The organism is Thermoflexibacter ruber (genome assembly GCF_900113045.1).
Lineage (GTDB): Bacteria > Bacteroidota > Bacteroidia > Cytophagales > Thermoflexibacteraceae > Thermoflexibacter > Thermoflexibacter ruber.
The window spans coordinates 1-22,437 of sequence record NZ_FONY01000053.1 but is presented as its reverse complement, the minus strand read 5'-3'; the positions used below and the strand labels follow the sequence as shown (position 1 = coordinate 22,437).

Below are 22,437 nucleotides of genomic sequence, written 5' to 3'. Positions count from 1 at the left end.
TGCTGTGCCACACTCAACTTGCCTGTATAACCTTGATAATTATCTTGTAAATAGGCTTCCAAACCTACTTGCTCATATCGCTGCCGATAGTTCCTCACTGTTCCTTCACTGATGCCTAAACTGGCACTAATCACCTCCATACTTTGACCCAAATGAAGCATTAAAAGCACAGTTATCTTCTTGTACGCTCTGGCATAGCGTTCATTGTGTTGTAACTCCCTTAGTAAATCATAGTCTGCTTGTGATAACATTTTTACTAATTTGATTACCAAATATTGTACTTTTTTCGTAATTTTCCTAATCCAAATTTCAAAACCTTTTACTTTTTAGTATAAATAATCGCTTAGGAGATTATCACAGGCAAGACGGAGATTATGTGAAGGGCATCGGCTATATGACCCAAGCCCTTCAAATAGCCGAGAGAATGCAAGACTCTATAGAAATGGCTCATATCTATCGCTTATTTGGGATAGCCTATTATGACGGATTGAAGCAGTACGAATTAGCCAAAGATTATAGTCTTAAGGCTCTGAAGATTTATGAAAATCAAAAGAAAAAAGATTATAAAAATATTGCACTTACTAAAAATAGGCTGGCAAGGGTAGATGTAATTACCTACCAAGACCTAAAAATGGCACATCAGTACGTAAGCCAATCCATAAAAATAGGTAAGTCGCTTAAAGACAATCAGTTGTTAGGGTGGAGTTTTAATCTTAGAGGAGAAATCAATGCGAGAGAAAGACAATATGACTCGGCAATTTTTCACTTTGAGCAATCCATTAAGATTTTTCAAGAAAGGAAAGAGATTGTGGGGATTGCTTATAATCAACTTCAAATAGGTAATGTTTATCTGCAACAAGGGAACAATGAAAAAGCGTTTAGCGTACTTCAGCAAGCAATGCTTAATAGCCAAAAAGCCAATGCAAAAGAGTTTTTGAAAGAAGCATACTTTGGCTTATCCAAAGTCTATGAAAAGCAAGCTGATTACAAAAATGCCTATCTTTATCAACGCCAATATTATCAACTCAAAGATTCTATCCTGAACCAAGAAACCACCCAACAACTTGCTCTTATTCAAGTTCAGTACGAGGAAGAAAGGCAAAAAACAAAAATAGCTTTACTCGAGAAGGAAAAACTGTTGGCACAGGAGGAGAAACGCAGCTATTTAATCATTTTTGCAGGGAGCTTGTTCTCTATTTTAGTAGTACTATTTATCGTCATTCGGAACAATAGACAAAGAGCAAAAACAAATATAATTTTACAACAAAAAAAGCAAGAGATAGAAAAACAAAATCGAGAATTACAGCAGAACAAGGAAGAAATAGAGGCACATAATGAGGAATTAAGACAAAGCAAAGAAGAAATTGAAACACAAAGAGATATACTTACCGAGCAGAATAAAAAATTAATAGAAGCACAAAATACCATCAAGCAACAACACAAAGAAATCAAATACCGCAATGATAACTTAGAAAAAGAAGTAGATGAGCGAACCAGAGAATTAAAAACAACAGTTCAAAACCTGCTCAAACAAAATCAAACCTTAGAACAGTTTTCATATATTATTTCTCATAATCTGCGCTCCCCTGTAGCCCGCATTCAAGGATTAGTAAACGTAATTAATCAAGAATATACAAGCAGCGAGCTAAGGAATCAGCTACTTCAGCATCTATCCTATTCTTCTTTAATGCTCGATAATATTATCAAAGATTTAACAGAAATCCTTGCTGTTAGAAAAAATCTCAATACTAACAAAGAGTACATTGACATCAAACAACTCATAGCTGAGGAATTAGAAAAATTAGAGAAGGAAATTCAAGAAATCAACCCATTGATAGAAAAACAAATCATGGTCATTTCAGTCTTTTCTGCCAAAGTTTATCTTCAGAATATTTTTTACAATCTAATGTCTAATGCTATCAAATACAGACATTTATCTCGTAGATTACATATCATCATTAAAACAAGTGTGGAGAATAATCACTTCTGTCTGAGTGTTCAGGACAATGGCTTGGGAGTAGATACTTCAGACACTTATAAAATATTTGGTATGTATCAACGTGGGCATACCCACATCGAAGGCAAGGGCTTAGGTTTGTATCTGGTAAAAACACAAATAGAGGCAATGAATGGGTACATAGAAGTAGAAAGCACAATCAATGAAGGGAGCATATTTAAGGTCTATATACCTTTGTAAGCATAGTTGTCAAATAAATTTACCGTATGCAGACTGGTAAATGGAATAAATAGAAAATATATGACTTTAAGAAAATATGCTTCCTACCACTGAGCAATAAACTCCTTACAAGCCTGTGCAGGATTTTTGGTTTTCATAAAGTTTTCTCCTATCAAAAAGCCTTGATAACCATATTCTTGCAATATTTTGACATTTTCTATTTCGCTAATGCCACTTTCTGAAATCTTGACAAATTCTGAGGGGATATGCTCAGCTAATTGCTTAGAAGTATCTATGGAAACTTCAAAGTTTTTGAGATTTCTATTGTTTACCCCTACTAAGTCTAAGTGATAGTTAAGCGAAGCCTGCAACTCTGCCAAGTCGTGTACTTCCATCAATACCTCTAATTGGATTGAATGAGCAAACTCCGCTAATTGTTTGATTTGCTTTGGGTTCAGAGCAGCGGCAATGAGCAGGATAAAATCAGCACCTATGGCTTTAGCTTCTATGATTTGGTACTCATCTATAGTAAAATCTTTCCTCAAAAGTGGAATATGCACACAGCTACGCGCCTGCATCAAATCCTCACTTTTCCCACCAAAGTATTCAGTATCAGTCAAAACAGAAATGCCAGTTGCTCCTGCCTCAGCATAACCTTGCGTAACTTCTTCTACGCTTACCTTGTCATTGATGATACCCTTAGAAGGAGATTGGCGTTTGAACTCTGCAATGATACCTTTGTTGGTATGTTGTAAAGCATTTTTAATAGAAACAGTTGCCCTTTCAAATAGAGGAGTTTTCTCTAATTTTTTGATAGGGAATTGCTCTTTCCTGAGGGCAACTTCCTTGTATTTGGATTGAAGAATTTTATCTAAGGTATTCATTTTGAACTATTAGGTAAGCATTCCTCCATCTACTTGGATAACCTGTCCTGTAACATAGGCAGACAAATCAGAACCCAAAAATACACAAGCATTGGCAACATCATCAGGCTGCCCCCCGCGTTTCAAAGGAATAGCATTTCTCCAATCCGCAATTACTTTTTCGTCTAACTTTGCAGTCATCTCAGTTTCTATAAATCCGGGAGCTATGGCATTACAACGAATATTACGAGAGCCAAGTTCAAGAGCTACGGACTTGGTAAAACCTACAATGCCCGCCTTTGATGCGGCGTAGTTTGCCTGCCCCGCATTACCTTTGATGCCTACCACAGAAGTCATATTGATAATGCTACCATATTTTTGTTTCATGAAAAACTTGGTTGCTGCTTTGGTAAGGTTAAAAACAGATTTGAGATTTACATTGATTACGCCGTCCCACTGCTCTTCGCTCATTCGCATCAGCAAACCGTCCTTAGTAATGCCTGCATTATTGACTAAAATATCAATGGTACCGAAATCAGCAATAAAATCCTGCATGAGTTTCTCGGCGGCTACGTGGTCAGAGGCATCTGAGCGATAGCCTTTTGCTTTGATGCCTAATCCTTCCAACTCTTTTGCCAAAGCCTCGCCTTGCTCTACACTTGACAAGTAGGTAAACCCTACGTTTGCCCCTTCTTGAGCAAATCGCAAAGCGATAGCCCTCCCAATTCCCTTAGATGCACCTGTGATAAGTGCATTTTTCCCTTTTAAAAGTGTCATAGTCAATCAGTTGTTTGTTTTTGTCTAAATACCTTGCCTGCAAAAGTAAGGGATACATTTTTAAAATAAAAAATTTTCTTGACTTCCTCACCTACTTTTTACATACTCAAAAATAAAACTTGCCGCCAAGCGAGCTGTCCTGTTGTCTATATCCAACGTTGGATTTAGCTCTGCAATGTCCATGCTTTTGAGCTTGGGAGAAGCTAAAATATAATGAAAAAAATCTTGGAAAACTTTGTCAGGGAAAATGCCATTATAAGCTAAGGCACTTACCCCAGGCGCAAAGGGAGCAGCAAACACATCTAAGCAAATAGTCAGATAAAAAATATCCACTTTATTTATAAAGTTTTGAATTTTTTGTAGCACCTTCGGTCGTTCATCATAATTAAAGCTACTGCCTAACACATATTCTACTCCGTATTTTCCTGCAAGGTCAAATAAGTACTGTGTATTACTATTTTCTTGGATGCCCAGTACAAGGTAGTTAAAATCTTTTTCCTCTTGGGCTATCTGCCAAAAACCTGTGCCAGAACTCGCTCCTGTCGGGGCTTCCACAGGTCTGATGTCAAAATGAGCATCAAAGTTAATCATGCCAATTTTAGCCTGTGGGAAGGCTTTTTTTACCCCTTGGAAATGTCCGAAGGTGATTTCATGTCCCCCGCCTAAGAGCATAGGGTAATAATTGGCTTGTAGAAGGAGAGCTACCTTTTCCGCTAATGTTTCTTGTGCTTGCTCTAAATTTTGTTCTATGCAAACACAATCCCCTGCATCATAAATAGTCAAATTAGCTTTTTGAGATTGGGCAGGGAAATTGGAAATAACTTTCCGCAAGACCGCTGGTGCATGAAAAGCTCCTACTCGCCCTTTGTTTCTACGCACCCCCTCATCAGAACAAAAGCCCAAAATAGCCACTGCATTATGTTGCTTTGGGGGAGATAAGTTGCCTCTCATAGGAAGGAGATTGATAATTTGATGCCAACGCAGTACTGTAGTTTCAGTGCCGTCTATGCGCCCTTGCCAATAGGATTGATTAGGAGATTGATACATGATTGTATGAAAGTAAAAAAAATAGAGAAACTCTTGTATTTTTCTCTTACTTTATCTTAATAATTCGCATTTCTACTCGTCTATTCCTTTCAGTAGAGTAGTTAAATAAAGGCTTTTCTCCACCATAAGCCTTCGTAATGATGCGAGAAGCACTTATACCTCTATTTATCAAATATTTAGCTACAGTTTCTACTCTTTTTTGCGAAAGTTCTAAGTAGAGTTTGCTTAGTCTTTTATAGTCAGGGTGGTCTTTATCAGGATTTTTTTCTGTATGCCCTGCAAGTTCTATGTGTACTTCTGGATTTTCTTTCATAAACATCAGCAAGGTTTCTACCCCTTCTGTGCTGGAGAGTTCATAGCTTGCTTTTTTAAATTGTATATTTTCCAAATTGATAATTTCTCCTTTCCTAATCGTCTTATTCGCCAAAGTTACTGTAGCATTGGCATCAGCCAAGGAATCCTCTGTGCTGTAAGTAGGCGGGGGAGTAGTTTCTGGCTTAACACTAACAACAGTGGCTTCATTAGAAGCTATTTCGGTTTCCTCCTCCTCTATGTTGGTTTCTGCTGGCTTTACTTTTACTTGATTGAGGTTTAAGTTTCCTGCATTCGGATTGAGTACTATTTGAGGACGCTTACCTGATAAGCTATCAACTTGTACTTCTTGCTTTTTTTCGTAGATGCCTAACCTAAAAAGCCCTTGGTCTGCCGTACCTATCCACAAAACGCCTTTGCTATCCTCAAACTCTACACAAGTAGCCAAATTACTTGTAAAGCCCGAAGTATTTAGGTCAAACAAGGCTCTTTCTTCTTTCTGATAGCGGGCTATACCCGTACCTACTGCCCATACAATTCCCTCTCTATCAATAGTCAAATCTTTGATTTTAAAATACTTATTGCTTGCTACGTCTTTAGAAAGTTTGAAAAGCACATCGTTGCAGTAGAGTTTTTGCCTGCCTTTTTTATCTGAAACACCGATACACACTTGCCCTTTGTCGCCTACCTCTACGGTGGTGATATTATCAAAAATATCGTAAGGCTGCCACTCTTTGCCGTCTTTGGTACTCCAAAGCCCCGCTGCAGAGGCTACCCAAACCTCGTTACGCTCATCTACGGCTACGGCATTGATTTCGTCGGTCATAAATTCCAATACAATACTTTGGTCATAGCAGAACCACTTGCCTTGCGTATCTATTTTCCATACTCCCCCAGCCTTGGTAGCCAGCCATTTATTGCCACTATGGTCTATAGCAATATCATTGATGTAGTAATTTTTATTTTGAAAAACAGGAATTTCATTGTGAAGTAGATAGTTGCCAGCCTTATCCAACTTGAACAAATAAATTTTATCTCTAAACGAAGCCAGCCACTTATTTCCTTGTTTATCCACTGTTACAGCCGTGATTTTAGTAAGCAAAGTATCGGTAGAATTGGGCTTGTTATAGACTTTCCATTCCTCATTGGGCAAGAGAGCCGCAAATCCTTTGTCTGTACCTATCCATTTCGTTCCGTCTTGGTCTATAGCAATGCAGTTTATTTTGTCAAAAGGCAAAGGAGAGTTACTACTATTGTAGTTAGTAAATAATTGACTATGTGCTTGATAGCAAATAAGATAAGAAATAAATATAAGTAAATACCTCATGCTTAACGATAAATGTGCCTTATGTTTGTATTGCTTGGGCAAATGTAATGTAAACTATCTAAACAGCTTTTTTAACAGTATTAACACAAATTTAAGAGTTTTATGGACAAAGTGTTTACAAAATCATTGCCAAAAGATATTTTTTTGCCTTTCTTGTGCTTTTATTAGTTTTAGGTATGCTTTGCCATGTTAAAAACTACTATGCGTAAGTCCATTTTATAGAGAGAAGTAAATTTTATTTTATCACCAAAATTGATTCTCTGAAATAAAATTTATTAGTTTTGTCTTAGGAGAACGATATTTCAAATTAGAAAATAGTTGATTGCTAAAGCAATGATGAAAAAAATAATATGCTTGCTTTTCCTTTCCTTGTGGGCTTGCAAGATGTTGGACAGAGAGCCAGCCCTACAAGTAGGTGATGCCAAAGCCATTACTGATTGGCAAAGTGCTAATGCTGCCTTAGCTGGACTTTATAACCAAATGCAAGAGGTGTACAACGGGCGTATTCAAAGACTGGCTGATGTGGCAGGGACTACGGCTCAGAGTATAGGAAGTAACTCTGCACTCCGTCAAATAGATACATATACCATAGATGCTGAGAATGCAGTTTTGCTGGAGATTTGGACATATATCTATCGCGGAGTGAATATAGCTAACAATATCTTAGCAAGAGTGCCACAGATTGGTCTTTCAGAAGAACAAAAAAATTACCTTTTAGGGCAGACCTATTTTTTGCGTGGCTTGCTTTTTTTTGATGCAGTACGTATCTGGGGGGGAGTGCCTAATGTAATAGGGGAGAGCGGTATTCCCCTGCCTCAGGAGCCTTCTCGCAGTGTAGTATTATATGAAAGAAGTTCTTTACAAGCCTCTTATAATCAGGTAGAAAAAGATTGGGCGGAGGCGGTAAAACTCCTACCAGAAATAAGCCCAGCGGGTCAAGCAAATAAAAATGTAGCCTATGCTTTATTGTCAAGGTTTTACTTATACTTTAAAAACTACCCAGAGGTAGAAAGGTATGCCAATGCAGTCATTGCTAATCCAAGATATAGCTTAGTTTTTCCCTACTCGGATATTTTTAACAATAAAAATACAAAAGAATCTATTTTTGAAGTACAGTTTGACAATACAGATACCAACACACTCAGTACCTTTTACTTACCTTCTGCTATGGGAGGAAATGGAGAAATCGCAGCACATATAGAGTTTTACAATCAAATAGACCGCAATGACGAGAGAGCGAGAATGTTCGTCAGGGGTAGTAGTGGACTTTGGTATTCTAACAAATATACTCAAAAAAGTGGAAATGCACATTTGATTAGATTAGCAGAGGTGTATCTAAATAGAGCCGAAGCCAGAACCTACCAAAACAACTTCGCAGGAGCGAGAGCAGACTTAAATGCAGTGAGAGGGAGGGTAAATGCTTTGGCAGATAATACAGCTAATTCGGTAGAGCAGTTAGTGGCGGCAATAGAAAAAGAAAGACGTTTAGAACTTTGTTATGAGGGCTTTGAGTGGTTTGACTTGGTAAGGACAGGGCGGGCATTAGTAGTCTTGAGCAGTGTACCTCGCTCCAATGCTTCCCCAGCCCAGCTCAGAGAACGCCATCGCCTTGTTTTTCCTATCCCTGCTGAGGAGATAAAAATTAATCCTAAAATGCTACAAAATCAAGGCTATTAGTTTTTTTACAAGATTTGAAAACCTTTGCTAAGGGATTTTAGTTTGCTAATTTAATCTTTTGACTGAAAAATAAATTTGTACTTTTATTAGCTTAATAGGCGACTTTCTGAAGAAATTTACTATATTCATTAACCAATAACTCAAACAAAAATATTATCTCTATGGCACAACAATTTCCTTGGTTCGAGAGCTACCCTGCGGGTACGCCCACAGAAATCAACCCTGATTCATATAAAAATATTATTGAAATCTTGGAAGAGGCGATACAAAAATATCCCAATAATACTGCTTTTGTCCATATGGGCGTAAAGGTTACTTTTAAAGAAATAGACGAAATGTCTAAAAGTTTTGCTGCTTACCTTCAGAATAGAACAGGTTTGAAACAGGGTGACAGAGTGGCGATTCAAATGCCTAATGTGATACAATATGTAGTAGCTCTCTTTGGCATACTAGGAGCAGGCATGGTGGTAGTCAATACCAATCCACTATATACTGCCCGCGAAATGGAGCATCAGTTCAAAGACTCAGGAGCAAAAGCTATCATTATCTTAGCTAATTTTGCTCACCTACTCCAAGAGGTACTTCGCAAAACTAAAATAGAAACGGTTTTTATTACTGAAATTGGCGACATGATGCCTACACCCAAGCGAATACTTGTCAATTCGGTGGTGAAATATGTCAAAAAAATGGTACCTGCTTACAGCTTGCCCAAGGCAATATCTTTCCGCACTGCCCTGAGTGAAGGCAAATCATTGACTTACTCACGTCCAGAAATAAGCAGTAAAGACATGGCGTTCTTACAATATACAGGTGGTACTACGGGGGTTTCTAAGGGGGCTATCCTCACTCAGCGCAACATTGTAGCTAACATCTTGCAAATGAAGGCATGGATGAGTACTATCTTAGAAGAAGGTAAAGAAATGATTGTAACACCTCTGCCTTTGTACCACATCTTTTCTTTGTCTGTAAACTGTTTCTCTTTCTTTGCTAATGGGAACTCTAACCTGCTCATTACCAACCCAAGAGATATGAAAGCCTTTATTGGAGATTTGAAAAAATATCCTTTTACTGTAATGACAGGGGTAAATACACTTTTCAATGGCTTGCTCAATCAACCTGAGTTTGCTAAGCTAAATTTTTCAAAATTAAAACTTGTAGTAGGGGGAGCTATGGCTATCCAAACTGTAGTATCAGAGAAATGGAAAAAAGTAACAGGTATTCCCTTAGTAGAAGGCTACGGCTTGACTGAGAGTTCGCCTGTACTTTGCTGCAATCCCCTCAATGGTACTGAAAGAATAGGTACAATAGGTGTCCCTGTACCTTCTACAGAAATCAAAATTGTTACTGACGAAGGTGTGGAAGCCTCTTTTGGAGAGCGAGGTGAAATCTGGGCAGCAGGACCTCAAATCATGGCAGGCTATTGGGAACGACCTGATGAAACTGACAAAGTAATCGCAGAGTGGAATGGCAAGCGTTGGCTCAAAACAGGAGATATTGGGATTGCGATGGAAGGTGGCTTTTTCAAAATAGTGGATAGGAAAAAAGACATGATTTTGGTATCAGGATTTAACGTATATCCCAATGAGATAGAAGACGTAGTAGCTACCCACCCCAAAGTGTTAGAAGTCGCTGCCGTAGGTGTACCCGATGAGAAATCCACAGAGGCTGTAAAAATCTTTGTCGTTAAAAAAGATGAATCCTTGACTGAGGAGGAATTAAGAGAATTTTGCAAAGAACAGTTTACAGGATACAAACAACCCAAACACATAGAATTTAGAAAGGAACTCCCTAAAACCAATGTAGGAAAAATTTTAAGGAGAGCATTGAGAGAGGCTTAAAAACTTTTCATTACTTTGCTGCATATATTTAGCAGTGTTTCCCTAAGGAGGCACTGCTTTTAATTATATCTCACAATTCAATTTTTAGTATTTCAATTTTTTTGCATACATGGCAACTAAAACTTTTTTCTGTATAGATGCTCACACTTGCGGGAATCCTGTGAGAGTAGTGGCAGGAGGTGTCCCTATACTTCATGGAGCAAACATGAGTGAGAAAAGACAACATTTTCTCCGAGAGTATGACTGGATTCGCAAAGGCTTAATGTTTGAGCCAAGAGGACATGACATGATGTCGGGGAGTATGCTCTATCCCCCTTCCAATCCTCACAATGACATCGGCATTTTGTTTATTGAAACGAGTGGTTGCTTGCCTATGTGTGGGCATGGAACTATCGGAACAGTAACAGTGATGATAGAGCAGGGGTTAGTAACCCCCAAAAAGCATGGAGAACTCCGCATAGAAGTTCCCGCAGGAGAAATCAAAGTAAACTACCAACAAGAAGGAAAAAAAGTTAAATCAGTGAAAATTACCAACGTTCCCTCTTACTTGGCAGCAGAGGATATAGAAGCAGCATGTCCCGATTTAGGTAAACTAAAAATAGACGTGGCGTATGGAGGGAATTTTTATGCCATAGTAGAGGTGCAAAAAAATTTCAGTGGTTTGCAAAACTTTAAAGCCGAGCAACTCATTGCTTGGAGCAGGGCATTGAGGAAAAATATCAATGAAAATTATACTTTTGTTCATCCTGAAAATGAAACTATTAGAGGATTGAGCCATATCCTTTGGACAGGCGAACCCATAGACAAAACCTCTACTGCCCGAAACGCCGTTTTTTATGGAGATAAAGCCATAGACCGTTCTCCCTGTGGAACGGGGACTTCAGCACGTCTTGCTCAGTGGTATGCCAAAGGACGCTTAAATGTGGGTGAGCCTTTCATTCATGAAAGCATCATCGGCTCAAAGTTTATAGGGAAGGTAGAGGCAACAACGACCTTAGCGGGCAGACCTGCTATCATTCCCAGCATAGAGGGCTGGGCTATTACTACAGGTTACAACACGATAATTATAGATGACGACGACCCCTATGCTCACGGCTTTCAAGTAATTTAGCAAACAATTTTGCTCATAGGTCAAATTTTTGTAACTTTACATTCTTTTCAAAGTAAATTTATTTTGTTGGTTAATATGCAAATAGTTGATATTCATATAGAAGCAGCTCGGATACAGCAGGAAATTGAGGAGTATTTGGGTATAGAAGGAAATCTTATCTTTGATTACATCACCGAAGCAGGGAAGGTCAAACTAAATCTGATTACAGTAAATAAAAGGCATGCACAGTCTTTTCTGTTTCATTCTGAGGTAGGAATAGATAAAATAGATGCCTTGAAAAAAATGTTGGAATATGTACAGACTTATAAAGAAAAAGAAAATTCTTACACTATCCAGTGGACAGCAAAGGACAGCAAAGAACTCCAAACCTCTTATTTTAGAGCGAGGAATATCTATGAAGCCTTAGATAAGTTGTATTATGGCAGAGATATGAACGCTATTACTGTTTTTAGTGTGGTATTGAACCCTGTAGCATAATAATTTCGTCATTAGAGTTTTAACTCGCTTGTATAACTTGGTCTAATTTGTACTGATATATGAGAAAAATACAAAAAATTGCCATTATGGGCTTTTCTATATTCTTAATTTTTTTAGCTTTTATCTACATACAATTAGGAGGAGCCGACAAAGTAGAGATAATCAAAACTACCAGCGAAGCGTACTTACTCATTGGGAAAAAATATGCAGGAAAAAGAAGTAAAAGAGATTTTAAAAAACTCATGGACGAGATAGCTGACTTGGTCAAAACTAATCAACTCAAAGGAACTTTTGCAGTCTATCATTTCATTGACCCTGATAGTGATCAGGATACGCTCAATAGTATAGTAGGCGTAATTGTTGATACATCTCCACAAATCCCTATGCAAGACTTTATTATAGAGCAAATTCCTACCTCAGAAATAGTACGTGCTACTATCAAATCACATTGGTTAGTTGCCCCTAATCCTGCCGAAGTCAATAAGCAAATCAAGGAATTTGCAGAAAAAAATCATCTTTCACTTTCTGATAAAATCTTAGAAAAATATTACGCAGACAAAGAAATAGTTACAGAAGTAGCTATTAGGTGAAAATTAGATAAACTGCACTTGTTTAGCGGCTTTCTGATTAAATTAAAATAAATTTAAGCAAAGTTTGCTTTATATTTTTGCATATTTTAATTACTTTTGAAGCACATTTTGCTTCACTTTTACGATTTTCTTTCTTGTGTAATATTTGCAAATACACTAAACATTCATTCGCTTTGTTTTATTAGTTTAGACTTCCATAAATTTATCTTTTCTATATGAAAGAAAAATTACTTATAAGCCTATTATTTTGTACAGCTTTTATTTGCCTTTTTCCTTTAAATAATGCGTTTGGACAAACCGCCATTACTGCTGCAACGGTTAATACCAATACGCAAGCAGGAACTTCCTCTTTCTATTCTATACCAGGAGCTGGCACCATGACCTATCCCTCTGCTACTACCTATACTTTAGAATACGGAAATTTAGCTACGACAGAAACTGCTACCCGCAACCTGATAAGTTTTCAAATAGGAGCAGTAAATTACAATAGGGTGTCAGGTCCCGACCAAGTAAATCTCATTCGGGAAACCCCAACTACCTGCCCAAGTATGAATACATGTTGTTTAGCAAGTGATGGGTGTAGCGACAGACTAATTTCTTACTATGAATTGGTCAGTAGTACTGGAAATACCAGAGTATTCAATCCTCCATATACTATCAATCCCACTGTTTTTTTTGGTGGAACAGTGTTGAATAGAGGTGCTGACAACGTTTTTGTTAATAGAAATGATGGAAATCTGAACAATAATGACATAGAACGCATAGACTATATTTTTAAAAATGGACTGAGTGCAGCAGATGTTACCAAAGCTGGTTTTGTCATTTTCGATAGAGGTACGGGTGATCCTTGCAAAATTAAGGCAATCAGTAGCATCAATGCAAGCAATCTGCCCACAGGATACTATGATGCAGACCCCGTAACATCAGGAAGTCAAGCAGTAGCTATTGCCGCTTCAAATTTTACTAGTATCGACCTTGGTGCTTCACTAAACTTTTTGGTTGTAAGGAAAGATAACACTGCCAACTCAGCCCCTACTACCAATATCAGTGGTCAAGCAGTAAGAGGTACATTCATTTCTTTTGCCTCTTTAGGAATAGCCAATAACCAAGTTGTTTATGGATATTCCTTAGTAGCTAATGATGTAGGTGTGAGTGATGATTTTTTAAATACCGCTGCTTTTTCCAAAGCTACTAATAACATGACAGGCGGTCTTGACCTCAGCGGAGTCAGCGGTGCGTGGGCTGAGGAAGGTTCTACTATCACTATCTTGCCACTTCACTTGGTTTCCTTTGAGGCAGTAAGCAGCAACTGCAAAACACAACTCATTTGGAAAACTGTCCAAGAAAGTCATATCAAATATTTTGAGGTGGAGGAAAGTACTAATGGGGGTGATTTCCAAACTATTGGTAAAGTAGAAGCAAAGAACCAGCTATCTAATGCTTATGCTTTTGATGTTCAGCAACCCTTGAAGCAAGCCTATTATCGCTTGAGAGTTATAGAAGAATACGATGAACCTCACTATTCTGCTATGGTTTTTACACGCAACCAATGTGGAAAATCCGCTTCTACTGTTTCCATTTTCCCCAATCCTACGGAAAATTTCATTACTTGCTTACTTCACACAGAAGTCAATGTTCCTATCTGTGAGATAGAAATATACAACCAATTTGGCAAAGTAGTGCATAAAAAAAGTGATGTATTTATTCATCAAAACCAAATACAGTTAGACATAACTCACCTGCCCGCAGGAAATTATATCATTCATTTTATTTCCTCCAAGCATACCTCAACTACCAAATTTATCAAACATTAATCTGAAAATTTATTGTATTTATCTCATAACTTATTTCACTTTTCTACGTTAAAACCATTGTTTAGAATTTATTAACTTCTTCTTAAAGAGCAATAGTTTTTTACTTATTTCTGATTACATGAGCAAGTATTTTATTCCAAATCAAAAAGTTATTATTTTATCTTTATTGACTATTCTTCAATTTTCTGTATTACTCCCTTTTTCTTTTGGACAAAATAAGCCTAAAAAAGGAAGTTTTCAACGTACTGTTATTTCAAGGTCAGAACTTCAAAAATTAGATGTCCCTAAGGATAGCTTATCTCCACAAAGCCCCCCAACTAAGACAAGTACAAGAGCAGATAATTTAGGCGATTTCAATTCAGTCTATTCCGCCAATGCTATCAAACAAAATGCTAATAATCGTATCTCAGGAAGATTTACGACCATAGATACCTTATACATAGAAAATAAAAACCTCACAATTCAAATAGTCCAACAAGGCAAGTTTCAAGGCGTGATAGGCGAGGCAGGAAAAATTTTAGTGCCAATTACTTACGACCAAATCGAGTTTTATAACCAGAAGGATTCGCTTTGCCCTCGTTGGGAAGGAGTACTACGAGTAAAAAAAGGAGGTCTTTGTGCCCTTGCTCATTATGACGGTAGCCCTATTACTGCCTTATCTTTTGAGGAAATTCCCTATCTATCAGAAACTTGTGAAGGAAGCCAACAGGTTTTCAAAGTAAAACAAGGCGGCAAATACGGACTGTTAGACAAACAAGGCGGCATACTTATTCGCCCTGTTTATGATGATGTTTTTTTGCTGAAAAATGAAAAAGGCAAGCAAACCATACCTGCAGTGGCTTGCGTGAGAAAGCAAGGGAAATACGGTTTTTTAGAATTAGTAGAAAAACAAATTCTGCCAACCAACTACGATAAAATTGCTTTTCTCCAGCAATTAGAAATCCAAGAAAAAGACAAAATCACTACTCATCTCTTAGTGAAAATCCAGCAGAACGGAAAATGGGGAGTAATGAATCTGACTGATAAAGAGGAAATTCCCATAGAATTTGAGGAAATATATCCTTTTCAGTATGGTTTTGCCTTAGTGAAGAAAGCAGGAAAATACGGTTTCATAGACCTGAAAGGCAAGGAAAAAATCGCTCCTAAGTACGACTATGCACAAAGTTTCCAATATGGCATAGCCTTAGCAAAAAAAGGAGAATATTTTGGGGCAGTAGGTGAGAACAAAAAAGAAGCTATCCCTTTTGAATACCAAAGCCTTGAATATTTGATAGAAAAATTTAAAAAAGGCAATGATGCCCATGAGTTTTTTGTGCAACTGCTCAAAGCCAAAAAAGGAGATAAATACGGCATTATCAACCAACAAGGGAAAGTAATCATTCCTTTTGAGTATGAATCTATTAGCTTAGACATCAAAGGCTTTGGTTTCAGAGCAAAGAAAGATAAAGACTCCCCTGAAGAATTTTTAGCACCTCCTGCAGCCAATAGTAAAAAAGAAAAATGATAATTATCAAACTTTTTGGAGGTTTAGGCAATCAGTTATTTCAGTACGCATTGGGAAGGCACTTATCTATCAAAAGTGCTTTGCCTTTGTTTTTAGACGCTGAATCAGGCTTCCAAAATGATTTTTACAAGCGTACTTATAGCCTCCATGTATTTCATACCCAAGCACAACTCTTGGACAGTCAAACTATCCAAGTTCTCCAACGCTTTCAGAATCCTTTGGGGAGGAAAGATAAACTGAAAAATTGGATAGATAAGTATTTCAAAGGAATCCATCCTACTTTTATTAATGAAAAGCACTACCAATTTGATGCAAGTATTTTAAATCAAGAAATCAAAGCAATGACCTATTTTTCAGGCTATTGGCAGACAGAAAAATATTTTAAATCTATTGAAGATACTATCAGGCAAGACCTCTATTTCAAAGAAGCAATTCCTGAAAAAAATCAATGGTTAGCAGAGGAAATTCAACAAAAAAATTCTGTTTGCTTGCATGTAAGGCGTTTATTGGGCATTGCAGAGGGAAAAATCAACGAGGAGGGAGTTAAGTTTCATGGCTCTATCGATTATCCCTTTTACCAAAAAGCCATAGATTTGATAGCAAAAAGACAGGAAAACTTACATTTCTATATTTTTGGAGATGTCATTGATTGGGCAAAGGAAAATCTCAAACTGTCTTTTCCTCATACTTTTGTAGAAGGGAATCTGGACTACCAAGACTTGCAACTGATGCAACTTTGCAAGCATCATATCATTCCCAATAGTACCTTTGCATGGTGGTCAGCTTGGCTCAATCCCAATCCGCAAAAAATCATCATCGCTCCTGATGCGTGGTTTGCTGACAAAACTATCAACACACAAGACATATACCCCGAATCATGGATAAGAATTTGACGGTGAGCATCATTATGCCCGCTTACAACAGCGAAAAGTTCATTAGTGGAGCTATAGAAAGCCTTTTTTCTCAAACTTTTCAAGACTTTGAAATCATAGTCATTAACGACTGCTCTACGGATAAAACCGTAGAAAAAGTAAGCAGTTTCGGGGATAAAAGGATAAAAATCTTACATACTGCTAAAAATGCTGGAGCGGCTGAGGCAAGAAATTTAGGTTTACAATACGCACAAGGAAAATACATTGCCTTTTTGGACGCTGATGACTACGCCTACCCTACAAGATTAGAAGAGCAAGTAAGTTTTTTAGAAAAAAATACGGCGATTGATTTAGTAGGAGCTTGGACAGAAGTAGCTGATGAAAAAGGGAATGTTATCAATACATTCTGCTTATCTTTACCCAATAATCATCTGCCTATCAAGCTATTATTTCAAAATTGCTTTGCACTTTCTTCAGTGATGATGCGAAATAGTTTTAAAGAGGTGAGCTTTGACGGCTCTTATGCCCCTGCCGAGGATTATGAGTTTTGGACAAAATTGGTAGGTAGGGCAAATTTTGCTATACTTCCTAAAACTTTGATTCGCTATTTAGAACATAGTCAAGGGATTAGCAAAGTAAAAGAAGATAAAATGCGACAAAATGTTAAGCGAATCATTACTCAGCAACTTTTAAAATTAGAGATAGAGATGAGTGAGAGTGAGTACGAATTGCACCAACAAATAGCACATTTGGAATTTAGGGCTTCCAAAGAATTTCTGTTTGCGGTGGACGCTTGGCTACATAAACTGCTGAAAGCCAATCAGCAAACAAAAATTTATGAAGAAAAAGCCTTTGCTTTGGTTCTTGCAGCGTATTGGCTCAAAATCTGTTTTGCTCATGCCCATTTAGGCTTTGTTACTTTGAGCTATTTTTTTAAATCTCCACTAAGCCAATGGTTATCAATTAAATATCAAATCAAACTACTTCTTCTTTGCATGAGAAATCTCCTCAGATAAAATTTTAAGTAAGATTTTTACAAAAAAAACATCAAAATTGAATCAAATTTATGTGTTTTCCGTTTATCTTAATAATTACTCTCTTTAATATATGCGGTGTTGTATATCTTTATTTTTACCCTTTTTTGTGCTGCCTTTGGCTTCGTTTTCAGGGACTAAGCAATTAGACGACCGACCTCCCACAGCTTCTTATACCAAAAGAGAACCTACTAAAATTAGACTGTCTGACTTTGATGAAAACCCATTTAACTATGACGTAAGTGCAGATTTACTCTTATCAAAGTTAAGTAAGAAATTCAAGATTTTTAAAGAGGCTGTAAAAAATACGCATAATCCACAAATCAAGGATACTATCTTTCATTTTTCTTATCAAACTACAAAGTTAAAAATCTACAAGTCGCAAGGGAATGAAATACTGTTTTTCGCTCAAATTACTGACAACGAAATAGAAATGCGTAATCAAATCAAGATAGGCATGAGTAGAGAGGCATTCTTTGACAAGTTTGTAGAGTTAGAGAAATATAGATTTTTCCAAGGCGTTACCCAAATCGGAGGAGATGATGACATGAGTGGCTATCAACTGATTATTCAGCCTAATGTAGTCAAACTACGCAACCTATTAGGAACTTCTGATTACATTTTTGTCTTCGCTAACAATATGCTCAGCCAAGTGAGTATCAATGTGTATATAGATTAGTGTAAAGTAGAAACTTTTATGCACAGTTGTTTGTTAATGGGCTTCTAACCAGTTTTCTCCTTTGCCTACTTCCACTACCAGAGGTACTTCCATTTGGAAAGCATTTTCCATGAGTTCCTTTATTTTTTTACTTATTAGGTCATACTCAGGCAAATATATGTCAAAAACCAATTCGTCATGTACTTGCATTATCATTTTAGATTTGAGTTTTTGGCTTTTTAGCCACGCATGAATGTTTATCATTGCCAATTTGATGATGTCAGCCGCCGAGCCTTGAATAGGTGCATTGATGGCGTTGCGTTCTGCAAAGGATTTTTGAGTAAAGTTACGAGAATTGATGTCCCGCAAATACCGCCTTCTTCCAAGCATAGTTTCTACATATTCATGCTCTTGGGCAAATTGGATTACCTCGTCCATGTAGGTTTTTACAGCGGGAAACTCAGCAAAGTAAGCATCTATGATTTGTGCGGCTTCTTTTCTTGGAATATTTAATCTTTGTGAAAGTCCATGTGCCGAGATGCCATAAATAATGCCAAAGTTGGCAGTTTTTGCTTTTCGCCTCATATCGCTACTTACTTCATTTTCAGGCACTTTAAAGATTTTAGAGGCAGTAGCCGTATGAATGTCTTTACCTTGCTTGAAAGCCTCTACCATTGCCGCATCTTTGCTAAAACTTGCCATAATGCGCAGTTCTACTTGGGAATAATCCGCAGAAACTATAATAAAATCCTGACTGCGAGGCACAAAAGCCTTACGAATTTCCTTGCCTCTTTCAGTGCGGATAGGAATATTTTGTAGGTTAGGATTATTAGAACTGAGCCTTCCAGTAGCGGCAACTGCCTGATTATAAGAAGTATGAATAAGTCCATCTTTTTTGCTCACCAGCGTAGGCAGGGCATCTATGTAAGTAGATTTGAGTTTGAGCATTTGGCGGTATTCTTGGATTTCTCTCACGATTTGGTGTTCGGTCAAAGTTGCTAAAATTTCTTCTCCCGTAGCATATTGCCCTGTCTTAGTTTTCTTGGGTTTGTCCATGAGTTTGAGTTTCTCAAATAGTATTTTTCCCATTTGTTGAGGAGAAGAAACATTAAAAGGCTCACCTGCTAAATTATAAATACTTTGTTCTATATCTTTCAACTCTTTTTCTAAATCTCTGGAATAGAGGTTTAAAGCCCCCACATCTATTTTTACTCCATTGCGTTCTACCTCTGCCAAGACTTCCACCAAAGGCATTTCTACTTTATTAAACAATTCTTCTAAGTTATCTTTTTTCAAGATAGGGACAAATACATTTTTGAGCTGGAAAGTAATATCAGCATCTTCGGCGGCGTATTCAGCAACTTTTTCTACATCTACCTCTCGCATACTGCCCTGATTTTTTCCCTTGCCGATTAAGGTTTCAATGGAAACAGGCGAATAGTTCAAGTAATTTTCTGCCAATACGTCCATGTTGTGGCGAGTATCAGGGTCTATAAGGTAATGGGCTAACATTGTGTCAAAACTAATGCCCTGAACATCAATATCATAGCTTTTCAGTACGATGACATCATACTTAATATTTTGACCAATTTTTTTGATGCTTGGATTTTCAAAAATGCTTTTAAATTCTTGAACTATGTTTTTTGCTTCTGCTTGGTTTTCAGGGATAGGTACGTAAAAAGCCTCATTTTTCAGATAGGCAAAGGATATTCCCACCAACTCTGATTCGTAAGGGTCTGTACTTGTGGTTTCTGTGTCAAAACAAAACTCATCTTGCAAGCTCAAAAAATGAATCAGCGATTTTCGTAGTTCTGGGGTATCAATGAGATGATAGTCGTGGAGGACAGTGTCTATGTTTTGCTTAGTTGTTGGTTGTTCGTTGTTGGTTGATTTTACTTCCGAATCTGTAAGTGTTTCAAATTCTTCATTTTTGTGAGTGTTATCACTCGCAAAACTATTTTCACTACCAAAAAGTGAAGTTTGCGGTGTATTTTTTTGTGCTTTTGCCGATTTTGTTGTTTCATCTTTTCGTATATTATCACTCGCAAAGCTATTAGCGTCTGAATCGCCAAACAATTTCCTGCTTAGTGTTCTAAACTCCAATTCATCAAACAAACTTTTTAATAATTCAGGATTAAAACCCTTGTAACGCAGGGTTTCCTCATCAAATTCAATAGGAACGTTGGTATCTATGGTTGCTAACTGCTTAGACAAAATTCCCTGTTGTCCAAACTGCTCTACATTTTCCTTTTGCTTGCCTTTGAGTTTGTCTGCATTTGCCACCAAATTTTCTACTGAACCAAATTCTGCAATTAACTTTACTGCGGTTTTTGCCCCAATGCCGGGAATACCAGGAATATTATCCACTGCGTCTCCTTGAAGTCCTAAAATATCAGTTACTTGGTTCACATTTTGTATTTCCCACTTTGCCAAGACCTCTTTTACGCCCAGTTTGTCGACTTCATTGCCCAAGTAGGCTGGTTTGTAGAGAAAAATATGCTCATCTACCAATTGGGCGTAGTCCTTGTCAGGGGTCATCATATAGACCTCGTAATGTCCCTTTTCTGCTTTTTTGGCGATAGTGCCTATGATGTCATCAGCCTCGTAACCATCCAATTCCAAAATAGGAATTTGGAAAGCCGTACAAAGCCTCTTAATGTAAGGAACGGCAATGGTAATATCTTCAGGCTGCTCCTGTCGCTGAGCCTTGTACGCATCAAAAGTAACATGGCGAAAGGTAGGGGCAGAAGTATCAAAAGCAACACCAATATGGGTAGGTTTTTCGTTATTGATAATGTCCAAGAGAGTATTGGTAAAACCCAAGACAGCTCCTGTATTCATACCTTTGGAGTTAATGCGTGGGTTTTTACTAAAAGCAAAATGCGCTCTATAAATAAGGGCAAAAGCATCTAAGAGGAAAAGTTTTTTCATGCGTTTGGGGAATGAAATTCAAAATGCGAAAGTAGGAAAAGTAGAAAACTTTACAAAATTTTTTTCTTTGTAACTATTTCGGGACATCTCTCTTGTACCTTATTTTTAGCATTAATATCAAGCAGTGTTTGAAACTTGTTTTCTCAAAGTTTTAAAACATATCTCCACTTTTTGCTTGATTTTGATAATCTGAATATCCTACTTGGATTAGTTATTGGTGAAAGGCATGGCTTGCTCACGAGCGAAAGCCACCCCCACTTGATAACTTACCACGCAATTGAGTAAATCTCTGCCTTGACCGTTTTTGGGTTTACCTTTGCCTTTTTTATGGTCAGGCTTTTGTTAGACCGCCTGCAAATCTGCTCTTACTTTTGTTGCCAAAGCTCAAAATCTTGCACCTTCCCCGTACTTGGTGAGTCTGCAACTATTTTCTTTCCCTTATAGCAATTGCTGCTAGGGACTTATGGCTGTTGGTAGCGTTCATGCTCAATTATCTACATAACTTGGCGTTCTCGGATAGCAACTTATGACTATCCTCGTGTCAAAAAGCTAATTTGGCAATTACTCCTTAGAGTAGGTTTTGTAAACTTATCCTGCCATCGGATAATTTCATAGCATTAGATTAAAACTTTTTCTTAATTTTATAAACACCTAAATATACTCAAAATAAAATGATTTTTCAATCCCTTTCGCTTGCTGAGAAAGGGACTTTGGTTCTCTGACACTTTTTGTAGAGTTAGCTAATGAACAATACTACATCTAACTTTAAACCCGTAGGGCTGTCATCTTGGTAGAAAAGAGTAAGCCCCGCACCGCATACAGCAACGCCGTAGGCGTGAAATATGCCATTGCTACGCGGTTTTATTCATTATTTTTTACATACAGTGTTAGTCAAGGACAGATGAAAGCCCAATGCTTACATAAGTTTTACACAGGAAGTGTCGGAGAAACGGTACTTTGGAGTAAAGAAAATATCAAAACCACTTTTGATTGAGTATATACTCTTTGCAATCAATTTTTCGTCTAAACTAAAAGAGGGCTATACTTTTATTTTGCCCTACTGCTTACATGCTTAAATTTTTATAATTTTTATTGCAAGTTCTTCTGCCTTTTTATTAGGGCTTATTTCAATAGCTTGTTTTTTAGAATCCACTACTTGATTGCTTATTTCTTTCCCTGTAATCACATCTATCCAGCTAACTTTGTATTTCCCTTTGGGTAGCGAGATAAGCAGGCTCATTGCTTGATAGCTTTCACTATAAATAGCCCACTGGGTAGCTTTGTCAGAAAGGCAGTAGGTATCCGCTCCGTATGCAGCTATGATACTTTGATTATCAGGTCTTAATTTTGCTAAATCAAAACCATAGAGGAAGTTGCGTAATATTTGAAGTTGTTTTCGGAAAGTTGGACTACCATGCCCAGGCGCGAT

Annotated in this window: 18 protein-coding genes and 1 pseudogene; 12 read left to right on the top strand and 7 right to left on the bottom strand. The window is 37.4% G+C overall.

Features of this window, described 5'->3' with window-relative positions; all coding sequences use genetic code 11:
- On the bottom strand, positions 1-251 hold a 251-nt coding region (locus BM141_RS20070; RefSeq protein WP_143090949.1), incomplete at its 3' end, for a helix-turn-helix domain-containing protein.
- 80 nt (positions 252-331) lie between these two features.
- Between BM141_RS20070 and BM141_RS20065 the strand changes: the two genes are divergently transcribed.
- Positions 332-2,197 (top strand): tetratricopeptide repeat protein, encoded by a 1,866-nt coding sequence (locus BM141_RS20065; protein ID WP_262509468.1) that lies wholly within the window; start codon positions 332-334, stop codon positions 2,195-2,197.
- A gap of 83 nt (positions 2,198-2,280) precedes the next feature.
- Here BM141_RS20065 and trpC read toward each other — a convergent pair whose 3' ends face one another.
- The 4 genes from trpC to BM141_RS20045 form a co-directional block, all read right to left on the bottom strand.
- Positions 2,281-3,060, bottom strand: a complete 780-nt coding sequence (trpC, locus tag BM141_RS20060) for an indole-3-glycerol phosphate synthase TrpC (protein WP_091549249.1) — start codon at positions 3,058-3,060, stop codon at positions 2,281-2,283.
- A 9-nt stretch (positions 3,061-3,069) separates the two neighbouring features.
- Positions 3,070-3,816, bottom strand: a complete 747-nt coding sequence (gene fabG, locus BM141_RS20055) for a 3-oxoacyl-[acyl-carrier-protein] reductase (protein ID WP_091549248.1) — start codon at positions 3,814-3,816, stop codon at positions 3,070-3,072.
- Positions 3,817-3,903: 87 nt separating this feature from the next.
- Entirely contained in the window at positions 3,904-4,863 is a 960-nt protein-coding gene (gene hutG / locus BM141_RS20050; protein WP_091549247.1) for a formimidoylglutamase, read from the bottom strand.
- Positions 4,864-4,909: 46 nt separating this feature from the next.
- Positions 4,910-6,502 (bottom strand): OmpA family protein, encoded by a 1,593-nt coding sequence (locus tag BM141_RS20045; protein WP_091549246.1) that lies wholly within the window; start codon positions 6,500-6,502, stop codon positions 4,910-4,912.
- Positions 6,503-6,835: 333 nt separating this feature from the next.
- Here BM141_RS20045 and BM141_RS20040 point away from each other — a divergent pair, with 333 nt between their 5' ends.
- The 10 genes from BM141_RS20040 to BM141_RS19995 all read left to right on the top strand — a co-directional run bounded on the left by BM141_RS20040 (position 6,836) and on the right by BM141_RS19995 (position 18,098).
- Complete coding sequence (locus BM141_RS20040; RefSeq protein WP_143091024.1) at positions 6,836-8,179, top strand: RagB/SusD family nutrient uptake outer membrane protein; 1,344 nt, start codon at positions 6,836-6,838, stop codon at positions 8,177-8,179.
- Positions 8,180-8,340: 161 nt separating this feature from the next.
- Positions 8,341-10,017, top strand: a complete 1,677-nt coding sequence (locus BM141_RS20035) for an AMP-binding protein (RefSeq protein WP_091549244.1) — start codon at positions 8,341-8,343, stop codon at positions 10,015-10,017.
- Positions 10,018-10,126: 109 nt separating this feature from the next.
- Positions 10,127-11,128 (top strand): 4-hydroxyproline epimerase, encoded by a 1,002-nt coding sequence (locus tag BM141_RS20030; RefSeq protein WP_091549243.1) that lies wholly within the window; start codon positions 10,127-10,129, stop codon positions 11,126-11,128.
- 75 nt (positions 11,129-11,203) lie between these two features.
- Positions 11,204-11,605: a hypothetical protein gene (locus tag BM141_RS20025; RefSeq protein WP_091549251.1), complete on the top strand. Its 402-nt coding sequence runs from the start codon at positions 11,204-11,206 to the stop codon at positions 11,603-11,605.
- A gap of 59 nt (positions 11,606-11,664) precedes the next feature.
- The gene (locus BM141_RS20020) at positions 11,665-12,195 is read left to right on the top strand and encodes a GyrI-like domain-containing protein (protein ID WP_091549242.1); all 531 of its coding nucleotides are present in this window, start codon (positions 11,665-11,667) and stop codon (positions 12,193-12,195) included.
- A gap of 215 nt (positions 12,196-12,410) precedes the next feature.
- The gene (locus tag BM141_RS20015) at positions 12,411-14,009 is read left to right on the top strand and encodes a T9SS type A sorting domain-containing protein (protein ID WP_091549241.1); all 1,599 of its coding nucleotides are present in this window, start codon (positions 12,411-12,413) and stop codon (positions 14,007-14,009) included.
- Between the two features lie 118 nt (positions 14,010-14,127).
- A complete protein-coding gene (locus BM141_RS20010) occupies positions 14,128-15,513 on the top strand; it encodes a WG repeat-containing protein (RefSeq protein WP_091549240.1) in 1,386 nt (461 codons plus the stop codon).
- A complete protein-coding gene (locus BM141_RS20005; protein ID WP_091549239.1) occupies positions 15,510-16,406 on the top strand; it encodes an alpha-1,2-fucosyltransferase in 897 nt (298 codons plus the stop codon). The genes BM141_RS20010 and BM141_RS20005 overlap by 4 nt, the downstream gene beginning before the upstream one ends.
- Complete coding sequence (locus BM141_RS20000; RefSeq protein WP_091549238.1) at positions 16,391-17,401, top strand: glycosyltransferase family 2 protein; 1,011 nt, start codon at positions 16,391-16,393, stop codon at positions 17,399-17,401. The genes BM141_RS20005 and BM141_RS20000 overlap by 16 nt, the downstream gene beginning before the upstream one ends.
- Positions 17,402-17,492: 91 nt before the next feature.
- Complete coding sequence (locus BM141_RS19995) at positions 17,493-18,098, top strand: hypothetical protein (RefSeq protein WP_091549237.1); 606 nt, start codon at positions 17,493-17,495, stop codon at positions 18,096-18,098.
- Between the two features lie 33 nt (positions 18,099-18,131).
- Here BM141_RS19995 and polA read toward each other — a convergent pair whose 3' ends face one another.
- Entirely contained in the window at positions 18,132-21,008 is a 2,877-nt protein-coding gene (gene polA / locus BM141_RS19990; RefSeq protein WP_091549236.1) for a DNA polymerase I, read from the bottom strand.
- A 787-nt stretch (positions 21,009-21,795) separates the two neighbouring features.
- Between polA and BM141_RS22655 the strand changes: the two genes are divergently transcribed.
- On the top strand, positions 21,796-22,002 hold the full coding sequence (locus tag BM141_RS22655; RefSeq protein ID WP_143091023.1) for a hypothetical protein: 207 nt from the start codon (positions 21,796-21,798) through the stop codon (positions 22,000-22,002).
- Between the two features lie 78 nt (positions 22,003-22,080).
- Here the strand turns inward: BM141_RS22655 and BM141_RS23175 are convergent.
- Positions 22,081-22,437: pseudogene (locus BM141_RS23175) on the bottom strand (hypothetical protein); the annotation flags it as partial.